This is a genomic window from Streptomyces sp. NPDC111507, assembly GCF_055638955.1.
On record NZ_JBVKBU010000010.1, the window covers coordinates 59,642 to 84,899 of the forward strand.

Consider the following 25,258-nt stretch of genomic DNA (forward strand, 5'->3'; position numbering starts at 1 on the left):
ACAAGGAGTCACCATGCGCAAGTTGAGATCCCTCACCAAGGTCCTCCTCGGCACATTCGGCGCGATGACGCTCGTCGTGGCGGTCCCGGCGAGTGCCCACGCAAACGTCCTGACCCTGCTGCCCCAGAACGCCGACGGCCTGGAGCAGACCTTCTCCCCCGCCTACGACTACGACGGCGACGGCTGCTACGCCACGGCCGCCATCGGAGCCGACGGCACCCTCAATCCCGGCCTGGCGCTCGGCGGCGACGTCAACGGTCACTGCCACGACTACGCCCAACTCGCCAATTCCAACACCTACTCGCGCGAGAAGTGCAACAACGACTGGTGCGCCGTGATGTACGCCAGCTACTTCGAGAAGGACCAGGCCACCCTGGGGCCCGCTGCGATCGGCCACAGGCACGACTGGGAACACGTCGTGGTGTGGATCAACAACAACCAGGTGCAGTACGTCTCGGTGTCCCAGCACTCCAGCTACCAGGTGGCAGCCGCCTCTGCCATCCGCTTCGACGGCACCCACCCGAAGATCGTCTATCACAAGGACGGCATCTCGACCCACGACTTCCGCTTCGCCAACACCAATGACGAGCCTCCGGAGAACGCCACGGGCGGCTGGTTCTACCCGCGCCTCGTCGGTTGGAACGGCTACCCGGCCGGTTACCGCGACAAGCTCATGAGCGCCGACTTCGGATCCGCCACGATCAAGATCGATGACGGCGACTTCCAGTACGCCCTCACCCAATCGAGGCCGTCTGGCATCCCGTTCGACCCCAACGCCTGACGAAGCGAACGAAGGGGCCCTCGCAGGCTCTCGCCTGCGGGGGCCCTCCACGCCCTCGGAACCACGGCGCTTCGACGCGTCTCGGCGTCACTCCTGGGCGCTGGAGGCGTGGAGGAACCTGCCGGGCTCGGCCACGCTCACCCGGACGCGCTTCTGCGCATTTGGTGCTTGTCACCAGGTACCGGCGACCCGTCGTCGACGACGAGATGCCGACGCGCCGCGAAGAGATCATGCGGAAGGTCTGCGAGGACTTCGAGGCCGACCTGATCGAGTTCAACGGCGAGGACCCCGGCTCAGGCGGGAGTTCCCTCCGAAGAAGAGGGACGGAATTCATGGCCGCCAAGCACGGCATGGTCGACGTACTCCGTGTGGTTCTGACCGACGACGGCGAGCGGCTGCGGACCCGCGCCGGCGTCGCCGAGACCATCGACCACCTCCTCGCCGCCGGTGCGGGGCAGGGGTCACCCGCGCGCAAGTAGGCGCCCACGACGTACTGATGACGCTCGGCGGCTTCAGCCTCATCGTCGACACCGAGCGCCGGCCCGATCTCGCGGCGGAACTCATCGACCCGCTGCTGCACGGCAACCTGACGGACTGACCGGTGACGCCGCCCCGGAGCCCACACAGAAGGCGACAGCGACGCCGCCTGGTTGCCATCGGAGCGGCGGCCTCCGACTCCCCCGTGGGATCAGCGCTCCGTACGCACCGGGTGCTTGCTCATGATCGAGACCCGGTTGAACGCGTTGATGGTGATCGCCACCCAGATCACCGCGGAGATCTGGTCGTCGGTGAGGACGTCACGGGCTCCCGCCCAGGCGGTTTCCTGCGCGTCGGCGTCGGTCGGCTCGGTCGTCGCCTCCGCCAGCGCGAGAGCCGCGCGTTCCGCGGGAGTGAACAGCTCGGTGTCCCGCCAGGCGGCCAGCACTCCGAGCCGCTGCACCGTCTCGCCCGCACGCAGGGCGGCCCGGGTGTGCACGTTGAGGCAGTAGGCGCAGCCGTTGATCTGCGACACGCGGAGGTTGATCAGCTCCACCACGGTCCGGTCGAGCCCGGCGTCGGCGGCAGTCGCGCGCACCGCTTCCGACGTCTGGACCAGTGCGTGGTAGGCCTTCGGGCTCTGCTTGTCGATGAAGATCCGCTGCGTCGCGGTTCCTGTCGCCTGGATGCTCAACCCCGGACTCCGTCCTACTATGCTGCGAGTATCATTGTTGAATCTGAAACTATCATGGTGACGGAAGGCGGTCCCCGGTGAGCGATGTCGAAGTCCTCTCCCCACGTGACGTACCCCTGGGCGGACCGCGCGCGATGACCGTGCGGCGCACGCTGCCGCAGCGCGCGCGGACCCTGATCGGAGCATGGTGCTTCGCCGACCACTACGGTCCCGACGACATCGCCGAGACGGGTGGCATGGACGTCGCCCCGCATCCGCACACCGGACTGCAGACGGTGAGCTGGCTGTTCAGCGGGGAGATCGAGCACCGCGACAGCCTCGGCAGCCACGCGTACGTACGGCCCGGCGAGCTGAACCTCATGACGGGCGGGCACGGCATCAGCCACTCGGAGGTGTCCACCCCAGGTACCACGGTCCTGCACGGCGTCCAGCTGTGGGTGGCGCTGCCCGAGGAACACCGGCACACCGAGCGGGATTTCCAGCACTACGTCCCCGAGCCCCTGCGGATCGACGGGGCCGAGATCAGGGTCTTCCTGGGTTCCCTCGCCGGTCAGGAGTCCCCGGTGCGCACCTTCACACCCCTGCTCGGCGCCGAGGTCGTCCTCGACCCGCGCGCGACCATCACGTTCGCCGTGGACCCCGGCTTCGAGCACGGGCTGCTCGTCGACCACGGAGACGTCCGCATGGCCGGCACCTTGCTGCGTCCGGCGGAGCTGGGCTATGCCCAGGCCGGAAGCACAGCTCTGACGTTGGTGAACGAGTCGGACGACCCGGCTCGCACCGTACTGCTCGGCGGAACCCCGTTCGAGGAGGAGATCGTCATGTGGTGGAACTTCATCGGCCGTAGCCACGAGGACATCGTCCGCGCCCGGGAGGACTGGGCGAACGCCTCCGATCGCTTCGGCGCCGTCGAGGGATATCCGGGGGACCGACTTCCCGCTCCCGTTCTTCCGCATGCCACCATCTCGCCGCGCGGCAACCCGCCGCGTCGCCGACCCGCATCCGAAAGGCACCTCATGACCGAGTCTCCCGCCGCTCCGACCGTCGAGCGGAACGACGCCAGGCATCGCTACGAAATCCTGGTCGACGGCAAGCGCGCCGGCCTCACCGCCTACCGCGACCGCGGTGAACAGCGCGTCTTCTTCCACACGGAAATCGACGACGCCTTCGCCGGGCAGGGCCTGGCCGCGCGGTTGGTCGAGTACGCGCTCAACGACGTGCGCGACGTCGGTATGCGGATCGTGCCCGTGTGCCCCTACGTCGCGAAGTTCCTGAAGAAGCACGACGAGTTCGCCGACATCACCGACCCCGTGACCCCCGAGGTCCTGGCGTGGCTGGACACGGAACTGGGCTGACCCACGCCCCCTGTGGTGCCCCGGCGGACAACGTCAACAGCACCGCTTCGACGAGCCACCGCTCCCCGGCCAAGCCACCGCCGCGCAGGCGTCGGCACGAGGCCGGGGCGGAAGCCGGCACGACCGGGGCGCAGCCGGTATCCGACGCGGCCACATCCAGCTCGTCTTCCAGAACCCGTACGCCTCCCTCGACCCGCGCCAGACGGTCGGCGACGGTGTCGTCCTGACCTCGCCGGAGCACCCGTACACCCACCGTCTGCTCGCGGCCGCCCCGCGAGGGCCGACGACCGAGCCGTTTACGGGTAGCCCACATGGGCTTGTCCGCCATTCCGGCAGCGCACTACCTTGCCGGTGTGGATCTCTTCTCACTCTCGTGGGCAGCATTGCGCACCGTCCGCGGGCGGTCCCGTCATGTCCGGGAGGTACGCGACCAGGTCGACGCCGCAACGCCTCCGGCCGGTGACGACCCGCTCGACGCACTGACCGTCCGCCTGGCCGCCACGTACGAGGAGCCGCGGCTGCTCCGGTTCCACTAACGTCCCAGTACGTCACCGCGTCGCGCGTGGGTGCCGTTTCCGCGGGGGTCACAAGGGTGATCAGGACGTCCTGTGCGTCGATGATCAGGTGGCACACCAGGTCTCGTACGAGCCAGCCGATACGGCCGCAGGACTGGGTGAAATCCTCGTCCGGGAGCTCGGCCACCGCCGTGCCCGGTCACGCGAAATGCTGGAGAAGATCGCCCGGGCCACGTTCCCCGCGTCGTTGTCCGACAAGGACGCGCTACTCGTCGGCACCGGACGGCGCACCCCGACGGACGCGGAGAAGGCCGAACTGGGCGACTTGGCCGCGAAACTCCCGCTCGTCATCGGATGATCGTCCGGCTGAACGGACCCGTTCCTGACCAAGGGTGATCGGTTTCGGCTTGGGACGCCTTCGAGCGGATCGGTTTCAGCTTGGGACGCCCTCGAGCGACGGTCGCCGCATCCCGAGAAGATGTCTCCGTGGCCTCCCTGGGTGGGGACTTCGTCCTGCTCGGGTCGGTCGGCGCTCCTCGACCGTGACGGCCCGCAGGCCCCGCCTGCCGCAGGACCGCTGGAGCGGCTGAAGTTCACCCGACGTGCTCGTGGTAGGTGAAGAGGCCGATGAGGCTGTGTGGGGCGTTGTCGTCGAAGCACAGTTCGTGGTTCTGGGCAGCCTCGGTGGCGGCAGCGGCGCTCCGTGGGAAGAGGGCTTCCTCGTACGCGGTGAGCGCGGTCTCGATGTTGTCCGGGTGCGCGGCGAGGGCCTTGCCGAGTTCGGCGCCGTCGTACATGGCGAGGTTCGCGCCCTCCCCGGCGAACGGTGACATCAGGTGGGCGGCGTCGCCGAGCAGGGTCACGCCGGGCACGCGGTCCCACCGGTGCCCGATCGGCAGGGCGTTGATGGTCCGCGGAACCGGTGCGGTCTCGCCGTCGGTGATCAACGCGGTGAGTTCCGGGGCCCAGCCGTCGAACTCCTCGGCGACCCGGGACGTAGCCGCGCCCGCGTGGGTGAAGTCGATGGCGGCGATCCACTCCTGCGGCTTGTTGAGCGCCACGTAGGTGTGCAGGACGCCGCCGGGCTCCCGGTGGGCGAGGATTCCCTTCCCGGGTGCGAGTGCGAAGAGCGCGCCGCCGCCGACCGCCTGTGCGCCGGCCGGGTGGCGGGTGTCGGCGTCGAACAGGTACGTCTCGATGAAGGATATGCCGACGTACTCGGGGGTGGCGTCGGACAGCAGCGGCCGGATCCGCGACCACGCGCCGTCCGCGCCGACCAGGAGACCGGTCTCCACGGTCGCCCCGTCCGCGAACGTCACTTCGTGCCGACCGCCCCCGAGAGACCGGACCGCAGTGACCTTGTGCCCCCACTTGATCGTGTCGGCCGGCAGCGAGTCGAGCAGCATCTGCCGTAGGGCGCCGCGGTGGACCTCCGGACGCCCGCCGGTGCCGTCGTCGGGTTCGTCGAGGAGCACGGTTCCATCCCGGTCGAGGACCCGCGACGCCTCACCGCCCTTGTGGATGAGGCCGCGGAACTCCTCGAGGAGGTCGGCCGCTTCGAGGGCGAGCTGCCCGTTGTAGTCGTGGATGTCGAGCATGCCGCCCTGTGTGCGGGCGGTCGGGGAGATCTCCGCCTCGTAGACCGTCGCGGGAATGCCGTGGACGTGGAGGACGCGGGCGAGGGTCAGTCCTCCGAGCCCGGCGCCGATGATCGTGACGTCAGTGGTCATGGTGGTTCCTTGCCTGTCGCGGCCCCCCGGGCGGGCACCCGGCAGACCATCTCTGGAACATTGTTCCAACGCAGCCTGGAACGGCGTTCCAGGCATGTGCCAGGATGTGCACATGGCAACCAGGACACGCCGCCCGGAACGACGCGAGGAACCACTCTCCCGTCGGCGCATCGTCGAGGCCGCGATCGAACTTCTCGACACCGCCGGCGAGGGCGCACTCACCTTCCGCGCACTGGCCGAACGCCTCGTTACCGGACCCGGCGCGATCTACTGGCACGTCACGGGCAAGGACGAACTCCTCAACGCCGCCACCGACGCCGTCATCGCCACCACCATGACCACCGAAACCACCAACATCACCGGTACCGCCGACGCAACGCCGCAGGAAGCGATCCGCACCCTCGCACTCGGCGTGTTCGACGCGATCGACGCCCACCCCTGGGTCGGCACACAACTCGCCCACGCCCCGTCCCAGTCACCCATGCTGCGCGTCTTCGAACACCTCGGACGCCACATCCAAACGCTCGGCGTGCCCCACCCCACCCAGTTCACCGCCGCCTCCGCCCTGCTGAACTACATCCTCGGAGTCGGCGGACAGAACGCGGCCAACGCCCGCGGACACCACCGGCACACCAGCCGGACCGAGTTCCTCAGCACCACCGCGACCGCATGGGCCGACCTCGACCCCGACGAGTACCCCTTCACCCGCACCGTCGCAGACCAACTACGCGACCACGACGACCGAACAGAGTTCCTCGCCGGTCTCGACCTCATCCTCACCGGAATCACCACACACCAGAACCCGACCGACCCGACACCGCCGTAACCCCCCCCGTCCAGCCCGGGTTCAGCCCCTCGGCGCGTGCTCGGGTGAGGGGGACGGCGCGCCGGTCCATCCGTGCAGGGCGGCTTCGAGGCCGGTGACGGCGGCGATGTCGGTGGCGTCGGAGGCCCAGGCGACCACCCCGTCCGGGCGTACCAACACCCCGGTCGGCGTCGTATGGTCGTCGGTCACGCTCCTCACTCGCCCGGCCCAGGCGGCGGCGAGGCGGGCGAGCGAGCCGTCCGGAGTGCGGTCGAGCAGCAGGAACCCGCCGCCGTGACCGTGGTCGGACAGACGGGAACCGTCCGTCAGCCACAGGTCGGGGACATGGCGACCGACCAGCGGATGGTCGCCGGGCAGGTCGATGCGCTGTGTGACGCCGGAGATCTTCTTGACCGCGTAGGTCGCACCGTCCCGCGTGCCCAGCAGATCGGCAACAACCTCCCGGAGCGCCGCCGACTTGGCGTCGCCGCGCAGCACACCGATCTGGGCCCGAGTCCAGTCCAGCACCCAGGCGCCCAGCGGACGGCGCTCGGCGTCGTAGGTGTCGAGCAGCCCTTCAGGTGCCCACCCGGCAACCACGGCACCGAGCTTCCAACCGAGGTTCATCGCGTCGCCGACCCCCAGATTGAGCCCCTGACCGCCGAACGGCGAGTGCACGTGCGCGGCGTCGCCGGCCAGAAACACCCGTCCCGACCGGTAGGTAGCGGCCTGGCGGGCGTTGTCCGTCCAGCGGGTCGCGGCGCCGCGCAGCGCGGTCAGCGTCACGTCGGTGCCCGAGACCCGGCGCAGGCCGGCCTGCAACTCCTCAAGCGTGACCGGCGCCATGAGGGTCCCCCCGCGCGAGCGAAGCCGAGCATGGAGGTCGGCGGGAGCGCCGAACTCCACGGTGACCACCCGCCCGGGTTGTGGCCCGTAGCGGTACGCCCCCCGAGTCGACCACACCCATCCATTCGCGAGCTTCTCCGGGTCGGCGATGTCGACGACCGCCAGGTGTCCGGTGAGTTCGGGGTCGGTGCCGGGGAAGTCGATGCCCGCGAGGCGGCGTACGGTGCTGCGCCCGCCGTCGCACCCGACCAGCCACCCGGTGCGCACCATGCCGGCCGTGGTGCCGACGAGCACGCCGTCGCCGGTGTGTTCGAGTGCGGTGACCTCCACTCCGCGACGCACCGGTACGCCGAGTCGCGCGACATGGTCGGCCAGCAGCTTCTCCAGCTCACGCTGCGGCACCATCCTCGCCCCGTCGACCGCGGCGTGCGCGGCGAGGTCGGCATCGGACCAGTCCACGAGGCCGGCATCGAGGACCATCCCCGCGAAATGCCCGGTGAACCGCGACTCGTGCGCCCGCCCGCCACCCCCGGGCCGCTGGTTGTGGGTCATGCGAGCGAACGACCCCACCCGCTCGAGCGTCTCTCGCTGCACGCTTTCGGCGGCAGACAGCAGGCCTCGGCGGTCGAGCGCCTCGGCCGTCGGCACGTTGATCGACCCCGCCTTCATCGCCTCGGACGGCTCGGCCAGTCGCTCGAGCACCTGCACCGTCGCCCCGGAGAGCGCCAGTTCGGCGGCGAGCACGAGGCCCACCGGCCCGGCTCCGACCACGGTTACGTCCACATCCTGGTTCACATCGATATTCACGAACGGTGTTCTATATACGAACGCTGTTCGTGTCAAGTTATAGTGGTCGGGTGAACCCGAGAGAACGACGCGCGGCGCGCCACCAACTGCCGAATCCCGAGCTCGAAGCCGCCCCCAGGCAGCGGCGCCGCAAGGCCCCGATCACCGTGCAGCAGGTCATCGACACCGCGCTGGGCGTCATCGCCACAGAGGGCTACGAGGCACTGACCATGCGCCGACTGGCGGGCGCCCTCGACACCGGACCTGCCTCGCTCTACGCCCATGTGGTCAACAAGGCCGACCTCGACGAACTGCTCATCGCGCGGCTGTGCGCCGAGCTCGTGCCACCCGAGCCCGACCCCGCAGCCTGGCGGGAGCAGATCCGCGGCGTGTGCACCCAGATGCGCGACCAGTACCTGAAATACCCCGGAATCTCCCGCGCCGCGCTCGCCATCGCCCCCACCGACCTCGAGACCCTGCGCGTCAGCGAAGCCATGCTGGCGATCCTGATCGCCGGCGGCGTCGCCCCGCAGACCGCCGCCTGGGCCATCGACGCCCTCTTGTTGTACGTAGCCGCCTACTGTCTGGAGATCTCCATCCTGAATCAGCGCAAGGTCCACAACGAGGCAGACTGGGTCGTCGACACCGACGAGCTCCAGCGCCGACTGACCGCGCTGCCTGCCGAGGCCTTCCCGCACACCACCCGCTACGCGGCCGAGCTCACCGCAGGCGGGGGCCACGACCGGTTCGACTTCACCCTCGCGCTGATGATCGACGGCCTCGCCCACCGCTAGCCAGACATCGCCGTAACGGGCCGGTCGCTGGTGCGTCTGGGCGTCCACCAGCTGGCGGGCCAGGACCCGCGGCAGCCGCTGCTGAGCCCCGCGGCGCACGCCGACCTCACCGGGCTGCCGCCGCTGCTATTGCAGGCCGGGTCGAACGAGGTGCTGCTCGACGACTCGACCCGGCCGGCGACCCGCGCGGCCGGAGTCGGTGTCGACGTGATCCTCGACATCACCGCCGACGTGCCTCACGCCTTCCAGTCGTTCACCGACTCACTCGACGAGACGGACGCGGCACTGGAACGGGCCGGCCGCTTCATCCTCGACCGGCTGGCGACCGCCCCAGCCGCGCCCTGACGGCCGCGCTCTCGGAGGCCTACTCGGGCAGTGGGCGGTCGTCGACGACGTGCTTCATGACAAGGGTGGAGGTCAGGCGCTGCACCCCCGGCAGGGTGGCCAGCCGCTGGTCGTACAGCTGCTGGAAGGCGGACAGGTCGGCGGTGGCGACCCGCAGAAGGTAGTCGGGCTCACCGAACAGGCGCTGGGCCTGGATCACATGCGGGACGGCGGCCACGGCCTCCTCGAACGCGGAGACGGTGTCACGGTCCTCCCAGCCCAGGGTGACGAAGACCAGGGCTTCGAAGTCGAGACCGACGGCGGCCGGGTCAACGACCGCGCGGTAGCCGCGAATCGCGCCCTCGCGTTCGAGGTCACGCAGGCGGCGATGGCAGGGCGAGATGCTCAGCTTCACGCGGGCGGCCAACTCGGTCACCGTCAGACGGCCATCCAGCTGCAGCTCGGTAAGAATCTTCCGGTCCAGGGCATCCATGAGAAAGATTCTCCCCCACTGGACGCGATCATGGAGCAAAGACAGAAACATTTGCGGGCATTATGCGCCTAATCTTCCCTCCCAGGGCAAGGAACGTGAGAGGGAAAGATCGATGGACACGACGACGGTGGCGGCTTTTCTGGCGGTGGATCTGCTGCTGGTGTTCACGCCGGGCGCGGACTGGGCCTACGCGATCACCGCGGGGCTGCGCGACCGGTCGGTCGTCCCGGCGGTCGCCGGACTGATAGCCGGATACGTGGGATACACGGTGCTCGCCGTGGCCGGCCTGGTGGTGATCGTGGCGAACTCGGCCACCGTTCTCACCACGCTGACCGTCGCGGGGGCCGCCTACCTGATGTGGCTGGGCTGGGGTGTCCTGTCGCGCCCGGCGGTACCGGGCGCGTCCACGGAGGCCATGCCCTCCTCGCGTCGGCAGATCATGCTCAAGGGAGCCGGGATCAGCGGCCTGAACCCGAAGGCGCTGCTTCTGTACTTCTCGCTGTTCCCCCAGTTCATCGACCCCGGGGCGGGCTGGCCGGTCGCCGCGCAGACCGGGCTGCTCGGCACGCTCCACATGACCGCCTGCGCCGTCGTCTACCTCGCCGTCGGCGTGCTGGCCCGCACCGTGCTGAAGACCCGGCCTTCGGCGGCCCGGGCAGTCACCCGCGCCTCCGGTGCCATGATGATCGTCATCGGAGGAGTCCTGTTGGTGGAACGCCTGGCCGGCTGACGGACCCGACCGACCCCGATCAACACCGTGATGTCCGCCGAAGGAGAGCACATGGAAGAGCAGGCGCAGCGGGAACAGGCGAGCCCCGAGATACAGGCGCGCGTCCGGACGAGTTTCGACCGGCAGGGGCTGATGGGCCTCCTCGGTGCACGGATCACGCGGATCGCGCCGGGCCGTGTGCACATCGTCCTCCCGAGCCGGCCCGAAGTGACGCAGCAGCATGGCTACTTCCACGCCGGCGCCACCAGCGCGATCGCGGACACCTCGGGCGGCTACGCGGCATTCACGCTCTTCCCGGAGAACACCGACGTACTCACGGTCGAGTACAAGATCAATCTCCTGGCGCCCGCCGTCGGCGACCACATCGAGGCGGTCGGAACGGTCCTGAAGTCCGGACGCACCCTGACCGTGTGTCAGCTGGAGGTGTTCGGTGTCCAGGACGGCCGGCGGTCGCTCGTCGCCAACGGCCAGCAGACGCTGATCCGCGTGAACAGGCCCGAAGGGTGACCCCGCAGCCGCTGCCGTCCTGGGTGACCTGGCAGCAAAGGCCGTTTCCCGACGCCAACCTGCTTCTGCTCCACGGAAGCCAACCGGCCCTGGTCGACAGCGGATTCGTCGGCCACGCCGAGGACACGGCCGCCTGGGCCCGCGCCCACGCCGGAGACGTCGGCCTGGTCGTAAACACCCACTGGCACTCCGACCACGTCGGTGGCAACGCCCTCCTGCAGGCGGGCGGCGCCGGCATCGCGGCCGGTGCCCCGGAGGCGGACGCCGTCGCCCGCCGGGACCCGGGCTGCTGCGCCGCGGAATACCTCGACCAGCCCGTAAGCCCGTACACCATCGACATGGCGCTCGACGACGGTCAGGTCCTCCGCCTCGGTGAAGCCGACTGGGAAGTGGTCCGCACCCCCGGACACACGCCCGGACACCTCGCGCTGTGGCAGCCGGAAGAGCGGCTCCTCGTGGTCGGGGACGCGCTGTCGGACTACGACGTCGGCTGGGTGAACCTGGCCCTCGACGGGCCCGACGCGGCCGCCACCGCTCTCGCCTCCCTGAAGCGGATGGCCGACCTCGCCCCGCGCGTGCTGCTCCCCTCGCACGGGCCGATCCCCGCCGACCCCGGTGCGGCCCTCGTCACCGCGCTGCGCCGCGCGCGGCGTCTCGTCGACGACCCCGACGGAGCCATCTGGTACGGAGCCCGGCGGATCTTCGCGTTCGCCCTCATGATCCGCGGCGGGATCCCCACCGACGAGGTCGAGCCGTACCTGCACGCGCGGGCCTGGCTGACCGACGCCGCGCACCTTCTGGGCCTCACCCCGGAAGCACTCGCCGCCGAGCTCATCGCCATCATGCTCCGCAGCGGCGCCGTCACCCTTCGGGACGGGCGCCTGCACGCCGCCGCCGAGCACACCCCGGTCGAGGCGGAGACGCTGCGCGTGCCCTACCCGCGCGCGTGGCCGACGCCGCAGCCACGGTGACTCCCGGGCGACCGCGTCACGTCGACCGGGTCGACCGGGTCGACCGCTGTATGAACCGGGCCTCTCGACAGTCGCCGCCCCAGCCCGGAAGCGCCGTCAGTGGAGGGCGTCGGAAAGGCGGGTGAAGCTGTGGCCGGTGGCCAGCAGTTGGGGGACGGCGGCGGTGATGCCTCGGGCAGTGCCGCCCTGGGGGTGGTTCATGTGGCAGATGACGATGGATCCGCCGGGGGCGGCGGCGACCGTCGTACGGACCTGTTCGGGGGTGAAGGTGGCGCCGCCGTCGCCGTTGACCGAGAAGCTGACGAAGCGTTCTCCCAGGGCGGTGACGATCCGTGCCGCGACGTCGTCGCAGTAGGCGGTGCCGGAGCGGAAGAAGCGTGGCGGCGTGCCCAGCAGTCGGGTGAGCTTGGTTTGGTTGCCGGAGATCTCGTCGTACACCTCGGCGGCACTGCGGGTGCCGGGGATGCCGTAGGCGGAGCGGCCGGTGACCGAAAGCGGGCGGTGGCGGGTGCCGTGGTTGGCGATCTCGAACAGCGGCTCGGCGGCCAGCCGACGGAAGACGGCGGGGTTGGCGTCGATCCAGCGGGAGTTGATGAACAAGGTCGCCGGTATCTCCCGTCGACGCAGGAAGTCGATCAACGCACGGTCGTAGCCGCTGCCGCCCGGGCCGCCGCAGGCGTCGAAGGTCAGCGCGATCACGCGTCGGGCGGTCGGCAGCGCGTGGACCACGGCGGGTGCGTCGAAGCCCCAGGTATGCGGCACCGCGTGCCCGTAGCGGGCCACGATGTCCGCGCGGGTGACGGCGCGGGACGCGGTGGGCGCGGTGGCCGACGGGCTGGCGCCCGGGGTGCTTGTGCCGCTTGCGATCGCCGCGGTTGTGGAGGGGGAACCGGTGGCGGAAGCGCTGCGGTCGACCGTGCTCTGGGGGCCCGCGCAGCCGGCGAGCACGCCTCCCGCCATGGCCGCCAGCAACGCCCGGCGACTGGGTGTCATCCGTTCCCCTTGTTCGAAGATCCTCGACGGGACACCCCGCTACGGGAACCGTACGCGGCGGAAGGGGCATGATCAGTAAGAGGGCGGCAAGGGTTCGCCAACAATCCCTTGTGGATCATTTGCCGCGCCGACCACGGGACCCGGCGTACTCACGCGGCGGCGGGACTGCGCCGGCCAAACTCTCAGGTGGTCCTCTCGGCCTTGGCCGCCGCCGCGTTCGTCTCGGCGCGGCGCAACTCCTGGTAGCGATTCCACAGGTCGGGCCGGGAATCGTCCATGTACCAGGCACGCAGGAAGAGTTCGAGGAAGGCGCTCTCCGTCTCGTCGCCGCCGCGGCGGTACAGCTCCGGGTCCGACTCGACCAGCGCGGCGACCGGCCGCCGGCCGGCCGGGCCCTCGGCCACGGTCACCCGGAAGATGGCACGACCGGTCCCACTGCGATGCAGCGTCAGCTGGTCGCCCTCCAGGTACGCGTCCCACTTCTCGTCCATGCTCAGCGCCCGCACACCGTGCCGGACACGCTGCCACTGCCCCGGAGTCCACACCAGCTCCGGCACAGGAACCGCCTCGGGACGGCGCAGCGGCGTCACGTCGCGACCCAGCCCGGCGCGGTTGAGGTCCTCGCCCGGTTCGCCCTCGCGCACCCACTCCGGTAGCGCCTCCGACGCAGCCCGCCACGCGGCAGGTATCCCCGCCGTGCCCACCCGAGCGGCGACGATTCCGCCGACGATCGCGCAGGTGGTGTCGACGTCCCCGCCCACCGACGCGCACGCCCACAACGCCTCCGCGAAGTCCTCCAGGTGCCGGGCCGCGCACCACAGGGCGAAGGGCACCGTGTCCGCCGCGCTCACCCGCCGGCCGTTGCCCAACCGGTGCGCCGCGTACTCGGCATGCGGCTGGCCCAGCAACTCCCGCGCCTCGGCCACCCCCGAACGGACCCGTCCCTCCGGTGTCAGCTCCTCCACCGCCGCCAGCAACTGGGCTCCGGACACCGGCCGAACGCGCCCGCGGGCAGCGCACGCGGCTCCCACCGCCACGGCGACCGCCCCGGCCACCGCCTCCGGATGGGTGTGCGTCACCCGCGCCGACCGCCCGGCCTGCGCGGCTGCCTCGGCCAGATCCACGGCGAACCAGGCGCCCAAAGGCGCCACCCGCATCGCGGCCCCATTGCCCCACGACCCCTGGCCGTCGAACAGTTCCGCGGCCAGTTCCTGCCACCTGCCGCCCTCGCGTACCAGGCGCAGCAGCCGGTTCATCGCCGGACCGTAGCCTCGGTCGAAGTCGTGCCTGTGGGCGAAGCCGTGCGCCAGTTCATGCTGGTCCACGCTGCCGCGTCGGCGCAGCACGTCGAAGACCGAGCAGGCCATCTCCGTGTCGTCCGTCCACGGCCATTCCGCGGGAGGCAATCGCCGCTCCCGCAGGCGGGGGAGATTGTCCGGTACGAAGAACTGGGCGCCGAAGGCGTCACCCACCGTCAAGCCGCGCAGGGCGTCGCGGGCGGCGGAGCGGTGATCGAAGGAAGGGCAGGCGGAAGGATCGAGGAAGGGGATTTCAGCGGGCATCTCTCCCATCCTGCCAAGCCGACCTGCCGCAGCGCCACGGCAATTGCCGGGCGTTGGCTGCTTCGCGGGCCTGGTGCTGAGTCATCCCATGTGAGGCGTCCAGGCTGTCCTGCCGGCCGGGCACCCGGTCGGCGAGCAGCCGGGAGTGGCGGATGGGACTTCTGGGCATGGTGCGTTGGGGGAACAGACCCGGTGCGCGGAGAGTCAGACGTGCCTCGATCTCTGGTCCTAGGCTGGGTTTCCCACTCCGCCCAGGAGAGTTCCTCCGGTCCGGACAACCGTGTTCCCGTCAGATCCCTGGCAGGGAGCACCCAACAATGGAGCGCGCATGGCCTACGAGGCGATGGGTGATGACGTCTACCAGCCGGACGGGTCGGAGGTACAGGACGACGCCGGACTGCTGGACGTCTCGGACACCCTCGACGACCGCGGTGTCGACGAGGCTCTCGACGAGGGCTACTCGCCCCCGGAGAAGCCCTGGGGCGTGGAGCACACCGGTGTCACGGCGGCGGAGCGGCAACGAGGGGAGAGCTTGGACGAGCGGCTTGCCGAGGAGGTCCCCGATATCGCCGACCAGGACGGCGACGGTATCGGGGACCTTTGGGACGGCGACGGGGAAGTCATCGACGACGAGGTGGGGGACCTGCGGGCGGGCCGCCTCATCGCGCCGGACGAGGGCGCTCACGAGGACACCGAAAAGGACCTGATTGCTTACGACGTCGGCGTCGACGGGGCGGGCGCATCGGCCGAGGAGGCCGCGATGCACGTGATCCCCGACTCCGAGTCCTTCTAACCTGCCCGGTCCGTCGACCTCCTGGCCCGCCTGATGTGTCTCCACCGACAGAGACAGGCGCGCGGACGTCGGTACGCCGCGAAGCGGCCGTCAGCGGTGGAAGGCGGCACCGAAGTGCGCGCCGGACACGGGCGCGGCCAGGGTGCGCGGTCCGAAGCTCACCGACCTGGTCGCGGTGACACCGGAGGCGGTGCCGGGGAAGACCCACACGGCTCCCGAGCCGCTGTTCTCCTCGGGTGCCGAGACGGCGACGTGCCCGCCGACGACGGCGGTGCGGCTGCCGAATCGGTCGCCCTTCTCAGCCGTACCGGGCACCCCGGCCGTGTTCTGGCTGAAGACCTGGACCCTGGTGCCGGAAAGACCCGTCGGACCGCCCCTGAGAACGGCGAAGGTGCCGGCGTCGGTCCGGCCGGCGAGGTCCTCACCGGGGACACCGGTGACGACGTCGGCGTAACCGTCGCCGGTGACGTCGCCGACGGAGACGTCGGTGCCGAAGCGGTCGCCGCTCTCCCCCGCCCCGGGAACTCCGGAGGTGTTCTGGCCGATCAGCGTGGCGCGCGCCGCGAACCCGTTCGCCGTGCCGCGCACCACGCCCACGAGACCGCCCCCTGCCGCCGTGCTGCGGCCGAAGACGACGTCCGTCCGGCCGTCGGCGTCGATGTCACCGAGGGCGATGCTGTCCGCGGACACGGTGTCGGGGTAGGCGATGAACGGCCCTGCCACCAGACCGTTCTCAGTCCCCTTCAGCAGTCGCAGACGGGGCGGCGCGATCGCCCCTCCGTCGTCCGAGTCCCACGGACCGCTGCTGACCACCAGGTCGGTGGTGCCGTCGCCGTCCACATCGCCCGCTTCCATGGCGTAGACACGGACGTCGAGGTCGACGAGGGGGCCGGTGCGGGCCGCTGAACCGCTTCGGCTGAAGGGCCCGTACCGCATCTGATAGGCCGTCGCCAGGTCCAGGTGTCCATCGCCGTCGAAGTCACCGGCCCGGGTCTCCGCCCGGCCGTGGCCGACCGTGGTGGCGGTAGCGAGCCCGCCCACCCCTCCCCACACGACGGTCTGCAGCCCGACGTCACGCGCACTGCCGATGTCCTCGCCCGGGGCTCCGACCACCAGGTCGGTGAAACCGTCGCCGTCCAGGTCGGCGGCCGTGAGCGGGCCGCCGAAGTGGTCACCCGCCTCCGCCGTGCCGGGTATCCCGTAACGGTCCTGGCTGATCACCTGGCGCTTGACACCGTTCGGGCCCTCGGCCATGCCGTAGACGACAGCGACGTATCCGGCGCCCGCCTTGCCGTTGACAGTGCCGCCAGGGGCGGCGATCGCGACGTCGGTGTATCCGTCACCGTCGAAGTCGGCACGCACGGACGCCGCGGCATCGGCGGCGAGGGCGCCCGCGGGGGCGTCCTCGGCGTAGGACACCGCTGTCGCCGTCCCCGTCACGGTCATGACGGCGGCGGCGACAGCGACGGCGGACACGTGGAATCTTCGGGAGGACATGGCAAACCCCTAGGAATGGAGGGCAGTGGGCCGCACTTCTCACGCGCACGGCAACCACCAAGACCCGCACGGGGCGCCAACGGTTGTACGCCGCCCCTTCACCTGGGATTCATCCCGAACAGTCCGCGCGTATCCCGGGCCGTTCCATCTCCACGATCTCCAGCGGAAATAGACTCGAGAGGACTGTCAGGAGATCCTCATGGACTACTTCGACCTCGGGACTTTGACCCGGCCCGTGTCGACCCGTGCGCCGGAAGCACAGTGCTGGTTCGACCGCGGTCTGGTGTGGAGCTACGCGTTCAACCACGAAGAGGCGGTCACCTGCTTCGAATCGGCGGCCGCCGCGGATCCCGACTGCGCCATGGCGTACTGGGGTGTCGCATACGCGCTGGGCCCCAACTACAACAAGCCCTGGGAGTTCTTCGACGACGTCGATCTGCGGCACACGGTGGAACGGACGCACACCGCCGTCGAACGGGCGCACGCGCTGTGCGGCACGGCCACACCGACCGAGCGCGCGCTCATCGAGGCACTGCGCGAGCGCTATCCCGCCTCGCGCGCCGTCGAGGACTGCTCCGTCTGGAACGAGCCGTACGCCGAGGCCATGCGTGCCGTGTACGAACTCGCGCCCGACGACCCTGATGTCGCCACGCTCTACGCGGACGCGCTGATGAACCTCACCCCGTGGCAGCTGTGGAACCCGCGCACCGGCGAGCCCGCCCCCGGTGCGCGCACGCTGGAGGCGAAGGCCGTCCTCGACCGCGCGTTGCTGACCGAGACGGGCGCCGGTCACCCGGGCATCCTGCACATGTACATCCATCTGATGGAGATGTCGCCGACGCCGGAGGAGGCCCTCACTGTCGCCGACCGGCTGCCGGGACTGGTACCGGACGCGGGGCACCTGCAGCACATGCCCTCCCACCTCGACGTGCTGTGCGGCGACTACCGGCGGGTCGTGTCGGCCAACAGTGCCGCGATCAAGGCCGACGAGAAGTACCTGCGACGGGCCGGCGCGATGAATTTCTACACGCTGTACCGCTCGCACGACTATCACTTCAAGATCTACGGCGCGATGTTCCTCGGCCGGTCCAGGACGGCACTGGAGACGGTCGCGCAGCTGGAGGCGTCCATCCCCGAGGATCTGCTCCGTGTGGAGAGCCCGCCCATGGCCGACTGGCTGGAGGGGTTCCTCGCCATGCGGGTGCACGTACTGATCCGGTTCGGCCGGTGGGAGGAGATCCTCGCGCTGCCGATGCCCTCCGACCCACTGTTGTACTGCGTCACCACGGCGATGCTGCACTACGCGCGCACAGTGGCGTACTCCGCCACCGGGGCGACCGCCGAGGCCGAGGCCGAACGCGAGCTGTTCCGCCGCGCGGTCGCACGGGTTCCCGAGACGCGGACGCTGTTCAACAACACCTGCCGGGACATCCTGGCCATCGCCGCCGCCATGCTCGACGGCGAACTCGAGTACCGCAGGGGCGAGTACGACCTCGCGTTCGCCTCCCTGCGGCGCTCCATCGAACTCGACGACCACCTGCCCTATGACGAACCATGGGGCTGGATGCAGCCGACCCGTCACGCCTACGGGGCGCTCCTGCTCGAACAGGGCCGAGTCGAGGAGGCCGAGGCCGTCTACCGGGCCGACCTCGGACTCGACGACACGCTGCCCAGGTCCTCACAACATCCGGGAAACGTCTGGGCACTCCACGGCTTCCACGAATGCCTAGTGCGGCTCGGCAAGACGGGGGAAGCCGGCATCATCGCCCAGCAACTCACCCTGGCCACCGCACTCGCGGACGTCCCCATCGAGGCGTCGTGCTTCTGCCGACTCGACACCGCGGGCCCTACGAGTCTTTGCTGCTCCGAACAGCCGACTGAGATTGGCTCAGTGACCAGCCACGGGAACCAGACTCTTCGATTCCGTTCCCCGCGCTGAGGAAACAGCGCGGTGGTCGGTTCAGCACCCGCCACGAAGGCCCGCGTGTCCCGGAGATCCATGATTCCCAGCTGACCGGCGCCGGGGACCGCCGGGTGACGCAGCGCCTGGTCGACCTGGAGATGCCGTTCGTCACCGCCGTCATCGGCCCGGCCTTCGTACGCAGCGAGTACGCGCTGCTCGCCGACCTCGTCGTGGCCGCGGACACCACCGTCTTCTCCGACTTTCCCCCTGACCATCGGCATCGTGCCCGGCGACGGCATCCAGATCGCCTGGGCGGAGGCCATCGGCGTCAACCGCACCCGCTACCTCACCCTCACCCAGGGCTCGTTCACCGCCGAACGGGCCGAACGGTGGGACACCGTCGCCGAGGTGCTGCCGCCGGAACGGGTGCCGCCCGTGCCCAGGACCTCGGGGAGCGGCGCGCCGCCGACCTCGCGTACGGAAGCGTCGACGAAGCGTGACCGTCGCCCACCGCTGGATCGGTGCACTGCACGAGTCGTCCCAGCGGCTGGGGCACGCTGTCGTCCCGTACTTCGCCGGCCTGGTCGATCTGGCGTCCTACGTCGGCTACCGACTTTCCGAACCGACCCCCGCCAAACGCTGCTCCTCGACACCGACACCGAACTCCACCTCTACCCGCCCCCTCCCTCCTGCCCCGCCTCCGCGGAGTCGGCACTGCGGCTCGTCCACGGCCGCCATCGCTCCCAGGAACCCTGACCGCCACCGGCTCGATCTCCCTCGAGCCGTCACCGCCCACAGGGGAGCTTGCGATCCGCCACGCCCCGCCGGCCGTGAGCCGAGCGGATCACCGCGTCCCGAGGAACGATGGAATCATGAACACTTCACCCGAAACCATTCCAGAAGCCGCCGTGAGCGACACCGCGGAAGACACCTATGACGTGATCGTGCTCGGGGCGGGCCCAGTCGGCCAGAACGTCGCCGACCGGGCCCGCGCGGCCGGGCTGACCGTCGCCGTGGTCGAGCGTGAACTGGTCGGCGGTGAGTGCTCGTACTGGGCCTGCGTGCCCAGCAAGGCACTGCTGCGGCCGGTCATCGCCATCTCGGACGCACGCCGGGTCGACGGTGCCCGCCAGGCGGTCACCGGACGGCTCGACACCGCCAGGGCCTTCGCGCGGCGCGATCACCACGTCACCGACTGGGACGATTCCGGGCAGGCCGGCTGGGTCAAGTCCATCGGCGCCGATCTGTTCCGCGGGCAGGGCCGGATCGACGGACCGCGCCGGGTGACCGTCACCGCCTCCGACGGCGGGCGCCGCACCCTCGACGCCCGCCACGCGGTCGCCATCGCCACCGGCAGCCGCCCTGTACTGCCCGAGGTACCAGGCATCGAGGAAGCCCGTCCGTGGACCAACCGCGAGGGCACCGACTCCAGCCACGTGCCGGGCCGGCTCGCCATCGTCGGCGGTGGAGGGGTGGGCGTGGAGATGGCCACCCTGTGGCAGGGCCTCGGCGCCCAGGTCAGCCTGCTGGCCCGCCGCCCGCTGCTGCCCCGGATGGAGCCCTTCGTCGGCGACGTGGTCACCCAGGGGCTCACCGAGGCGGGCGCGGACGTACGCATCGGCGTCTCGGTGACCGGGCTGAGCCGCCCCGATCCGGCGGGCCCGGTCACCCTGAGCCTCGACGACGGGAGCCGGCTGGAGGCCGATGAGGTCATGTTCGCCACCGGTCGGGCGCCGGGCACCGACGACATTGGCCTGGAGACCGTGGGCCTGGCCCCCGGATCCTGGCTCGACGTCGACGAGACCTGTCTGGTCAGAGGAATGGAGGGCACCTGGCTCTACGCCCTCGGCGACGTCAACCACCGCGCCCTGCTCACCCATCAGGGCAAGTACCAGGCACGGACGGCGGGCGACGCGATCGGCGCCCGCGCCAAGGGGCTGCCGCTCGACAACGGCCCCTGGGGCGACCATGCCACCACCGCCGACCAGCACGCCGTGCCGCAGGTCTTCTTCTCCGACCCCGAGGCCGCTGCCGTGGGCCTGTCCGCCGAACAGGCCACCGCAGCCGGCCACCGCGTCTCCGTGGTCGACGTGGACTTCGCCCAGGCCAAGGGGGCGGTCCTGTACGCCGACGGCTACCCGGGCCAAGCCCGCATGGTCGTCGACCTCGACCGTGAGGTCCTCCTCGGGGTGACCTTCGTCGGCCCCGGCGTCAGTGAACTCCTGCACTCCGCAACCGTCGCCGTCGCCGGCGAGATCCCCCTCAAGCGACTGCGGCACGCCGTCGCCTGCTTCCCCACCATCAGCGAAATCTGGCTGCTCATGCTCAAGGCCTACGAGAGCTGACGCGCACCACCAACGGCCTGTCGGCGGTGGCGCGCACGACCACGAGCGTGTGAGCCACCTGCGCCGAAGCAGGAAGTCATCCGGGCATAGAGGTCAGGCAGAACATGCGCGGCGCGAACCAGGCGCCGGACATCTTCTTCAACCGGGGCCGCGGCGCGCTGGACGACTGTCCGACGGCCACCAAGGCCAACCCGTGTCGGCAGGGGCCCGGCACGCCGCCGCTCAGCGCCCCGCGCTCTGGCCCCCGTCGACGTGCAGGATCTCTCCCGTGACGAACGAGGCGCTCTCGAGGTACAGGATCGCGTCGACCACGTCGTCGATCTCGCCCACCCGGCCGATCGGCTGCAACGCGGCGAGAGCCTCGTACTCCGCGGTCGGGTGCATCGGGGTGCGGATGGTGCCGAGCGCGACGGTGTTGACCCGGATACCGCGGGACGCGTACTCGATCGCCAGTGCCTTGGCGACCGCGTTCAGCCCGCCTTTGGTCAGCGACGCGAGCGCCGCGGGTACCCGCGAGTCGGCGTGGTCGACCAGAGTGGTCGAGATGTTCACCAGGTGGCCCCCGCCGGCCCGGGAGAGCATGGCGGCGACGGCGCTGCGGGAGACCTCGAAGAAGCCGCGCAGATTCACCCCGGCCACGGCGTCGTAGTCCTCGTCGGTGTATTCGGTGAACGGCTTGGCGATGAAGACTCCGGCGTTGTTGATCAGCGTGTCGATCCGGCCGAACCGCCCGAGAGCCGCGTCGACGATGCGAGCGCCGACACCCGGCTCGGCCACATCGGCCCGCACGGCCAGTGCCTCGGGGTCGCTGAAATCGCCGATGGAGCGGGAGATCGCCACGACCCCGTAGCCGAGCTCGCGGTAGGCGGTGACAAGGGCGGCGCCGATGCCTTGCGAAGCGCCGGTGATGAGGGCGACCTTCTGCACGGTGTTCACGATGCGAGGAGCACTTTCTTCATCGCGTTCTTCATCGCGCGGACGTAGCCGGCGAGGCCGAGAGCTGGGTGGCGACGGAAGGAAGGCACGACGTCATAGCTGCTCACCTTCGGAGGACGGCGGGATGTACGTCAGCCTGCCCCGGCTGCGCCGCACGCGCGCTCGAGGAAAAGCAGACGAGTGATGCGCCTGGCCCACTCGGGCGCCGTCGACGTGCAGGACACGGCGTCCAGGTCCTCGGCGCCCTGGTCCACAACGGACACCATCCCGTCCACGCCTCCGATACAAATCCTGCGGTCACGGCGCCGACGAGTCCGCATAAACCATGGCCGATATCACCAATAACCACATTCTCGGTATTCTCTTGCATAGCAGGTGATTTTCGGCGAATGGACTGTCGAAGGCGCGAGTGAGGCGAAGCGTGGTTCTGGCCGGCAGAGAACCGATGCCGACGGGGCACGCGACAGGCGGCACAGGGCCTGCCCGTTCCCGTGAGCGGTTTCTTCAGGGTGAGCCCGTCGAGGCGGGCGTGCGCACATCGATCCTGAGTTCGTGGCAGCGCAGCCGCTCCCTCGGCCTCTCGCCGGACCAGGCCGACCTGCCCTTCCGCGATGATTTCGAACGGGACGCCCGGATCGTCCGCGCGGCCGTCCCCGTGCTCGACCGGCTGCAGGCCAGGTTCGCCGGCAGCAAGATGAACATCTCCGTAGCCGATGCGAGCGGCACGGTCCTGCTGCGCCGTTTCGGAGAGGTGTCACTGGCCAGGAGCCTTCCGGCGTTTCAGCGCGTTCCGGGATTCGTGTTCGCCGAGCGGGTCGCGGGTACCAACGGCATCGGTCTCGCACTGGCGGAGCGGCAACTCATCCGGGTTCACGGTGCCGAGCACTTCGCCGAGCGCTCCCAGCGAAGCGCCTGCCGCGCGCTTCCCGTCCGCGATCCGCTCAGCGGTCGTATCGAGGGCGTCCTGTGCTTCGGCTATCCGAGCAGCGCCGAAGACCCCACGCTGGCGATCACGATACGCAGGGCGGCCCAGGCCATCGAGCGGCGGCTGCTGGGGCAGAGTTCCGCGCGTGAGCGCGCTCTGTTGCGGGCATACCTGGACACCGGAGCCACGGCCTCCACCGGCCTTCACCACACCATCGGCGTGGACGAACTGGCCCTCGAACTGCATCCCCGCGACCGAGCGGTCCTCACGGAGAAGGCCGCCGAGCTGATCTCTCGCGGGCAGCGGGCCGCCGCCGTCGTGTCCCTGTCCGACGGTCGGCGGGTCACTCTCGTGAGCCGTCCGATGAGAAGCGGCTCAGGGGTGGAAGGCGTTGCCATCGAGGCCGTCCTGCCCGGCCCCGTACTGCGCGAGCCCCTCGCCGTCCCGGCTCAGGTCGACGTACCGCCTGACTTCTCCGGCCGGCTCGCCGTGGTCACCGCCGTCCGGCCGCCCCGGCTCGTTCCGGCTGCGGCGGCCCCCGGGCGTCTGCCCGTCGCCGCGCTGTCCAGGCATCTTCCCGACATCGCCTACGGCCCGTTCGGCACCGTCGGCATGGGTGACGTGGCGGACGATCGTCTTGGCGCCCCGCCCCGGACACGAGGGCTCGTGATGGTGGGGGAACCGGGCGTGGGGACGTACGCCCTGGCCGCGCGCCGCCGTCTGGAGCTGCTGTCCGAGGCCAGCGCCCGCATAGGTACCACCCTGGACGTGCGTCGCACCGCCCAGGAACTCGCCGAGACGGCGGTGCCACGACTGGCCGACTTCGTCACCATCGACCTGCCCGAGGCCGTACTGCGTGGCGAGGAGTCCGCCGACCCCCGCACCGACCTGCACCGCACGGTGGTGCACGGGATCCGCGACGACCTTCCCTTCAGCCCGGTCGGCAAGCAGGTCGACTTCGGCCCGACCACACCGCAGATACGCTGTCTGACCAGCGGGGAGGCAGTGCTGGAACCGGACCTGAAGGCCGCTGCGGGCTGGCTCGCCCAGGACCCCGAGCACACCGAACGGCTGCTCACCGAGGTCCACTCCCTCATCGCGGTCCCCCTGGTGGCCCGCGGCGTGATCCTGGGCATCGCCAGCTTCTACCGTGCGCGGGACCCCGCCCCCTTCGGTGACGACGACCGCTCGCTGGGCCTGGAACTCGCCAGCCGTGCCGCCCTGTCCATCGACAACGCTCGGCGCTACACGCGCGAACGCACCATGGTCCTGACCCTCCAGCGCAGCCTGCTGCCGCACGATCTGCCCGACCAGGACGCCGTGGAGATCGCTCATCGCTATCTGCCCGCCGAATCCGACGTGGGCGGAGACTGGTACGACGTCATCCCTCTCTCCGGCACCCGTATCGGCCTCTTCGTCGGGGACGTCGTCGGACACGGGATGCTCTCCGCCGCCACCATGGGCCAGCTGCGCACCGCCGCGCGCAGCTTCGCCGAACTCGACTTCCCCCCGGACGAAGTCCTCACCCACCTCGACAACCTCGTGGGACGCCTGGACCGTGAGGAACCCGCCGCCGGTGCCGGTGTCGTCGGCGCGACCTGCCTGTACGCCATCTACGACCCGACCTCGCAGCAGTGCACCATGGCCCGGGCCGGCCACCCTCCGCCCGCGCTGGTGCGGCCCGACGGCACGGTGTCGTTCCCCGACCTGCCCGCCGGGCCCCCTCTCGGCCTGGGCGGCCTGCCCTTCGAATCCGCCGAGATCCACCTCCCCGTGGGCAGTCGGCTGCTCCTCTACACGGACGGACTCATCGAGGACCGGCACCGCGACGTCGACGTGGTCCTCGATCAGCTGCGCGGCGCCCTGGCCCACCCCGGGCACACACCGGAGCAGACCTGTCAGGCGGTCCTGGAGACCGTCGCGCCCGCCCACCCCTGCGACGACATCGCCCTGCTCGTCGCCCGTACCCACGCGCTGGATCCTCACCGGATCGCCGCCTGGGACCTGCCCGCCGATCCGGCCCGGGTCAGTGACGTCCGCGCCGCCGCCCTGCGGCAACTGGCCGACTGGGGACTCGACGAGGCCGCGTTCGCCGCCGAGCTGATGCTCAGCGAGCTGGTGACCAACGCCATCCGCCACGGTGCCGGGCCCATCCGGGTACGGCTGCTCCACGGCCGCACCCTGATCTGCGAGGTTTCCGACGCCAGCAACACCGCCCCGCACCTGCGCCGGGCGGCCAGCACCGACGAGGGCGGCCGCGGCCTGTTTCTCGTGGCGCAGCTGTCACAGAGCTGGGGAACGCGCTATCTGCCCGAGGGCAAGGTCATCTGGGCCGAATGCGGCCTCGACGGCGTCTGAAGAACCGCGTGCGCGGTCCAGCGGACGCGACCGTCGGACAGGGGAGAGGCGAGCGCGGGACACGCGGATCGCCCGGGCGGCCCACTGACCCGCTGGAGTCACAGCAGCGCGCAGGATGTCTGAAATACTCAGATTCGC

The 25,258-nt window shown here is 70.4% G+C and carries 22 protein-coding genes and 2 pseudogenes; 15 read left to right on the forward strand and 9 right to left on the reverse strand.

Going from position 1 to position 25,258, the window contains the following annotated elements; genetic code table 11:
* The first annotated feature begins 13 nt into the window (after nucleotides 1-13).
* Nucleotides 14-781: an NPP1 family protein gene (locus ACZ7M2_RS33310; RefSeq protein WP_471598455.1), complete on the forward strand. Its 768-nt coding sequence runs from the start codon at nucleotides 14-16 to the stop codon at nucleotides 779-781.
* 161 nt (nucleotides 782-942) lie between these two features.
* Nucleotides 943-1,068: pseudogene (locus ACZ7M2_RS33315) on the forward strand (transposase); the annotation flags it as partial.
* A 401-nt stretch (nucleotides 1,069-1,469) separates the two neighbouring features.
* Here ACZ7M2_RS33315 and ACZ7M2_RS33320 read toward each other — a convergent pair.
* Nucleotides 1,470-1,952, reverse strand: a complete 483-nt coding sequence (locus ACZ7M2_RS33320) for a carboxymuconolactone decarboxylase family protein (RefSeq protein ID WP_471598456.1) — start codon at nucleotides 1,950-1,952, stop codon at nucleotides 1,470-1,472.
* A gap of 77 nt (nucleotides 1,953-2,029) precedes the next feature.
* On the opposite strand from ACZ7M2_RS33320, the gene ACZ7M2_RS33325 reads away from it, so the two are divergent.
* On the forward strand, nucleotides 2,030-3,307 hold the full coding sequence (locus ACZ7M2_RS33325; protein ID WP_471598457.1) for a pirin family protein: 1,278 nt from the start codon (nucleotides 2,030-2,032) through the stop codon (nucleotides 3,305-3,307).
* A 33-nt stretch (nucleotides 3,308-3,340) separates the two neighbouring features.
* Here ACZ7M2_RS33325 and ACZ7M2_RS33330 read toward each other — a convergent pair whose 3' ends face one another.
* Nucleotides 3,341-4,009, reverse strand: coding sequence for a maleylpyruvate isomerase N-terminal domain-containing protein (locus ACZ7M2_RS33330; protein ID WP_471598458.1), 669 nt, complete (start codon nucleotides 4,007-4,009; stop codon nucleotides 3,341-3,343).
* On the opposite strand from ACZ7M2_RS33330, the gene ACZ7M2_RS33335 reads away from it, so the two are divergent.
* The gene (locus tag ACZ7M2_RS33335; RefSeq protein ID WP_471598656.1) at nucleotides 3,932-4,180 is read left to right on the forward strand and encodes a hypothetical protein; all 249 of its coding nucleotides are present in this window, start codon (nucleotides 3,932-3,934) and stop codon (nucleotides 4,178-4,180) included. The genes ACZ7M2_RS33330 and ACZ7M2_RS33335 overlap by 78 nt on opposite strands.
* 235 nt (nucleotides 4,181-4,415) lie before the next feature.
* On the opposite strand, the gene ACZ7M2_RS33340 is transcribed toward ACZ7M2_RS33335, so the two are convergent.
* Entirely contained in the window at nucleotides 4,416-5,552 is a 1,137-nt protein-coding gene (locus ACZ7M2_RS33340) for an FAD-dependent oxidoreductase (protein WP_471598459.1), read from the reverse strand.
* A gap of 112 nt (nucleotides 5,553-5,664) precedes the next feature.
* On the opposite strand from ACZ7M2_RS33340, the gene ACZ7M2_RS33345 reads away from it, so the two are divergent.
* Nucleotides 5,665-6,378, forward strand: a complete 714-nt coding sequence (locus ACZ7M2_RS33345) for a TetR/AcrR family transcriptional regulator (protein ID WP_471598460.1) — start codon at nucleotides 5,665-5,667, stop codon at nucleotides 6,376-6,378.
* Between the two features lie 21 nt (nucleotides 6,379-6,399).
* Here the strand turns inward: ACZ7M2_RS33345 and ACZ7M2_RS33350 are convergent, their stop codons facing one another.
* Nucleotides 6,400-8,010, reverse strand: coding sequence for an FAD-dependent monooxygenase (locus ACZ7M2_RS33350; protein ID WP_471598461.1), 1,611 nt, complete (start codon nucleotides 8,008-8,010; stop codon nucleotides 6,400-6,402).
* A gap of 50 nt (nucleotides 8,011-8,060) precedes the next feature.
* Here ACZ7M2_RS33350 and ACZ7M2_RS33355 point away from each other — a divergent pair, with 50 nt between their 5' ends.
* Both ACZ7M2_RS33355 and ACZ7M2_RS33360 read left to right on the forward strand, forming a co-directional pair.
* Nucleotides 8,061-8,783: a TetR/AcrR family transcriptional regulator gene (locus ACZ7M2_RS33355; RefSeq protein ID WP_471598462.1), complete on the forward strand. Its 723-nt coding sequence runs from the start codon at nucleotides 8,061-8,063 to the stop codon at nucleotides 8,781-8,783.
* A 30-nt stretch (nucleotides 8,784-8,813) separates the two neighbouring features.
* The gene (locus ACZ7M2_RS33360) at nucleotides 8,814-9,128 is read left to right on the forward strand and encodes an alpha/beta hydrolase (RefSeq protein ID WP_471598463.1); all 315 of its coding nucleotides are present in this window, start codon (nucleotides 8,814-8,816) and stop codon (nucleotides 9,126-9,128) included.
* Between the two features lie 19 nt (nucleotides 9,129-9,147).
* Here the strand turns inward: ACZ7M2_RS33360 and ACZ7M2_RS33365 are convergent, their stop codons facing one another.
* Nucleotides 9,148-9,600 carry an Lrp/AsnC family transcriptional regulator gene (locus ACZ7M2_RS33365; protein WP_054233896.1) on the reverse strand — a complete coding sequence of 151 codons (453 nt, stop codon included), beginning with the start codon at nucleotides 9,598-9,600 and terminating at the stop codon, nucleotides 9,148-9,150.
* Nucleotides 9,601-9,712: 112 nt separating this feature from the next.
* Here ACZ7M2_RS33365 and ACZ7M2_RS33370 point away from each other — a divergent pair, with 112 nt between their 5' ends.
* From ACZ7M2_RS33370 to ACZ7M2_RS33380, 3 genes are read left to right on the forward strand one after another with little or no spacing between them, the layout of a single operon-like run.
* Nucleotides 9,713-10,330: a LysE family translocator gene (locus ACZ7M2_RS33370; RefSeq protein ID WP_471598464.1), complete on the forward strand. Its 618-nt coding sequence runs from the start codon at nucleotides 9,713-9,715 to the stop codon at nucleotides 10,328-10,330.
* A gap of 51 nt (nucleotides 10,331-10,381) precedes the next feature.
* Nucleotides 10,382-10,837, forward strand: a complete 456-nt coding sequence (locus ACZ7M2_RS33375; protein ID WP_471598465.1) for a PaaI family thioesterase — start codon at nucleotides 10,382-10,384, stop codon at nucleotides 10,835-10,837.
* A complete protein-coding gene (locus tag ACZ7M2_RS33380) occupies nucleotides 10,834-11,808 on the forward strand; it encodes an MBL fold metallo-hydrolase (RefSeq protein ID WP_471598466.1) in 975 nt (324 codons plus the stop codon). The genes ACZ7M2_RS33375 and ACZ7M2_RS33380 overlap by 4 nt, the downstream gene beginning before the upstream one ends.
* 96 nt (nucleotides 11,809-11,904) lie before the next feature.
* On the opposite strand, the gene ACZ7M2_RS33385 is transcribed toward ACZ7M2_RS33380, so the two are convergent.
* Nucleotides 11,905-12,801 (reverse strand): polysaccharide deacetylase family protein, encoded by an 897-nt coding sequence (locus ACZ7M2_RS33385; RefSeq protein WP_471598467.1) that lies wholly within the window; start codon nucleotides 12,799-12,801, stop codon nucleotides 11,905-11,907.
* Between the two features lie 641 nt (nucleotides 12,802-13,442).
* Nucleotides 13,443-14,363 (reverse strand): annotated as a pseudogene (locus ACZ7M2_RS33390) (ADP-ribosylglycohydrolase family protein); the annotation flags it as partial.
* A 328-nt stretch (nucleotides 14,364-14,691) separates the two neighbouring features.
* Between ACZ7M2_RS33390 and ACZ7M2_RS33395 the strand changes: the two are divergent.
* Nucleotides 14,692-15,156 carry a DUF5709 domain-containing protein gene (locus ACZ7M2_RS33395; protein WP_471598468.1) on the forward strand — a complete coding sequence of 155 codons (465 nt, stop codon included), beginning with the start codon at nucleotides 14,692-14,694 and terminating at the stop codon, nucleotides 15,154-15,156.
* A 90-nt stretch (nucleotides 15,157-15,246) separates the two neighbouring features.
* On the opposite strand, the gene ACZ7M2_RS33400 is transcribed toward ACZ7M2_RS33395, so the two are convergent.
* The gene (locus ACZ7M2_RS33400; protein ID WP_471598469.1) at nucleotides 15,247-16,653 is read right to left on the reverse strand and encodes a VCBS repeat-containing protein; all 1,407 of its coding nucleotides are present in this window, start codon (nucleotides 16,651-16,653) and stop codon (nucleotides 15,247-15,249) included.
* 199 nt (nucleotides 16,654-16,852) lie between these two features.
* Here ACZ7M2_RS33400 and ACZ7M2_RS33405 point away from each other — a divergent pair, with 199 nt between their 5' ends.
* The 3 genes from ACZ7M2_RS33405 to ACZ7M2_RS33415 all read left to right on the forward strand — a co-directional run bounded on the left by ACZ7M2_RS33405 (nucleotide 16,853) and on the right by ACZ7M2_RS33415 (nucleotide 20,901).
* Complete coding sequence (locus tag ACZ7M2_RS33405) at nucleotides 16,853-18,592, forward strand: hypothetical protein (protein ID WP_471598470.1); 1,740 nt, start codon at nucleotides 16,853-16,855, stop codon at nucleotides 18,590-18,592.
* Nucleotides 18,593-18,687: 95 nt separating this feature from the next.
* Nucleotides 18,688-19,056 carry a hypothetical protein gene (locus ACZ7M2_RS33410; RefSeq protein WP_471598471.1) on the forward strand — a complete coding sequence of 123 codons (369 nt, stop codon included), beginning with the start codon at nucleotides 18,688-18,690 and terminating at the stop codon, nucleotides 19,054-19,056.
* 372 nt (nucleotides 19,057-19,428) lie between these two features.
* Nucleotides 19,429-20,901 (forward strand): dihydrolipoyl dehydrogenase family protein, encoded by a 1,473-nt coding sequence (locus ACZ7M2_RS33415; RefSeq protein ID WP_471598472.1) that lies wholly within the window; start codon nucleotides 19,429-19,431, stop codon nucleotides 20,899-20,901.
* 222 nt (nucleotides 20,902-21,123) lie between these two features.
* On the opposite strand, the gene ACZ7M2_RS33420 is transcribed toward ACZ7M2_RS33415, so the two are convergent.
* A complete protein-coding gene (locus tag ACZ7M2_RS33420; RefSeq protein ID WP_471598473.1) occupies nucleotides 21,124-21,837 on the reverse strand; it encodes an SDR family NAD(P)-dependent oxidoreductase in 714 nt (237 codons plus the stop codon).
* A gap of 445 nt (nucleotides 21,838-22,282) precedes the next feature.
* Here ACZ7M2_RS33420 and ACZ7M2_RS33425 point away from each other — a divergent pair, with 445 nt between their 5' ends.
* Nucleotides 22,283-25,120 (forward strand): SpoIIE family protein phosphatase, encoded by a 2,838-nt coding sequence (locus ACZ7M2_RS33425; protein ID WP_471598474.1) that lies wholly within the window; start codon nucleotides 22,283-22,285, stop codon nucleotides 25,118-25,120.
* The last annotated feature ends 138 nt before the right edge of the window (nucleotides 25,121-25,258 follow it).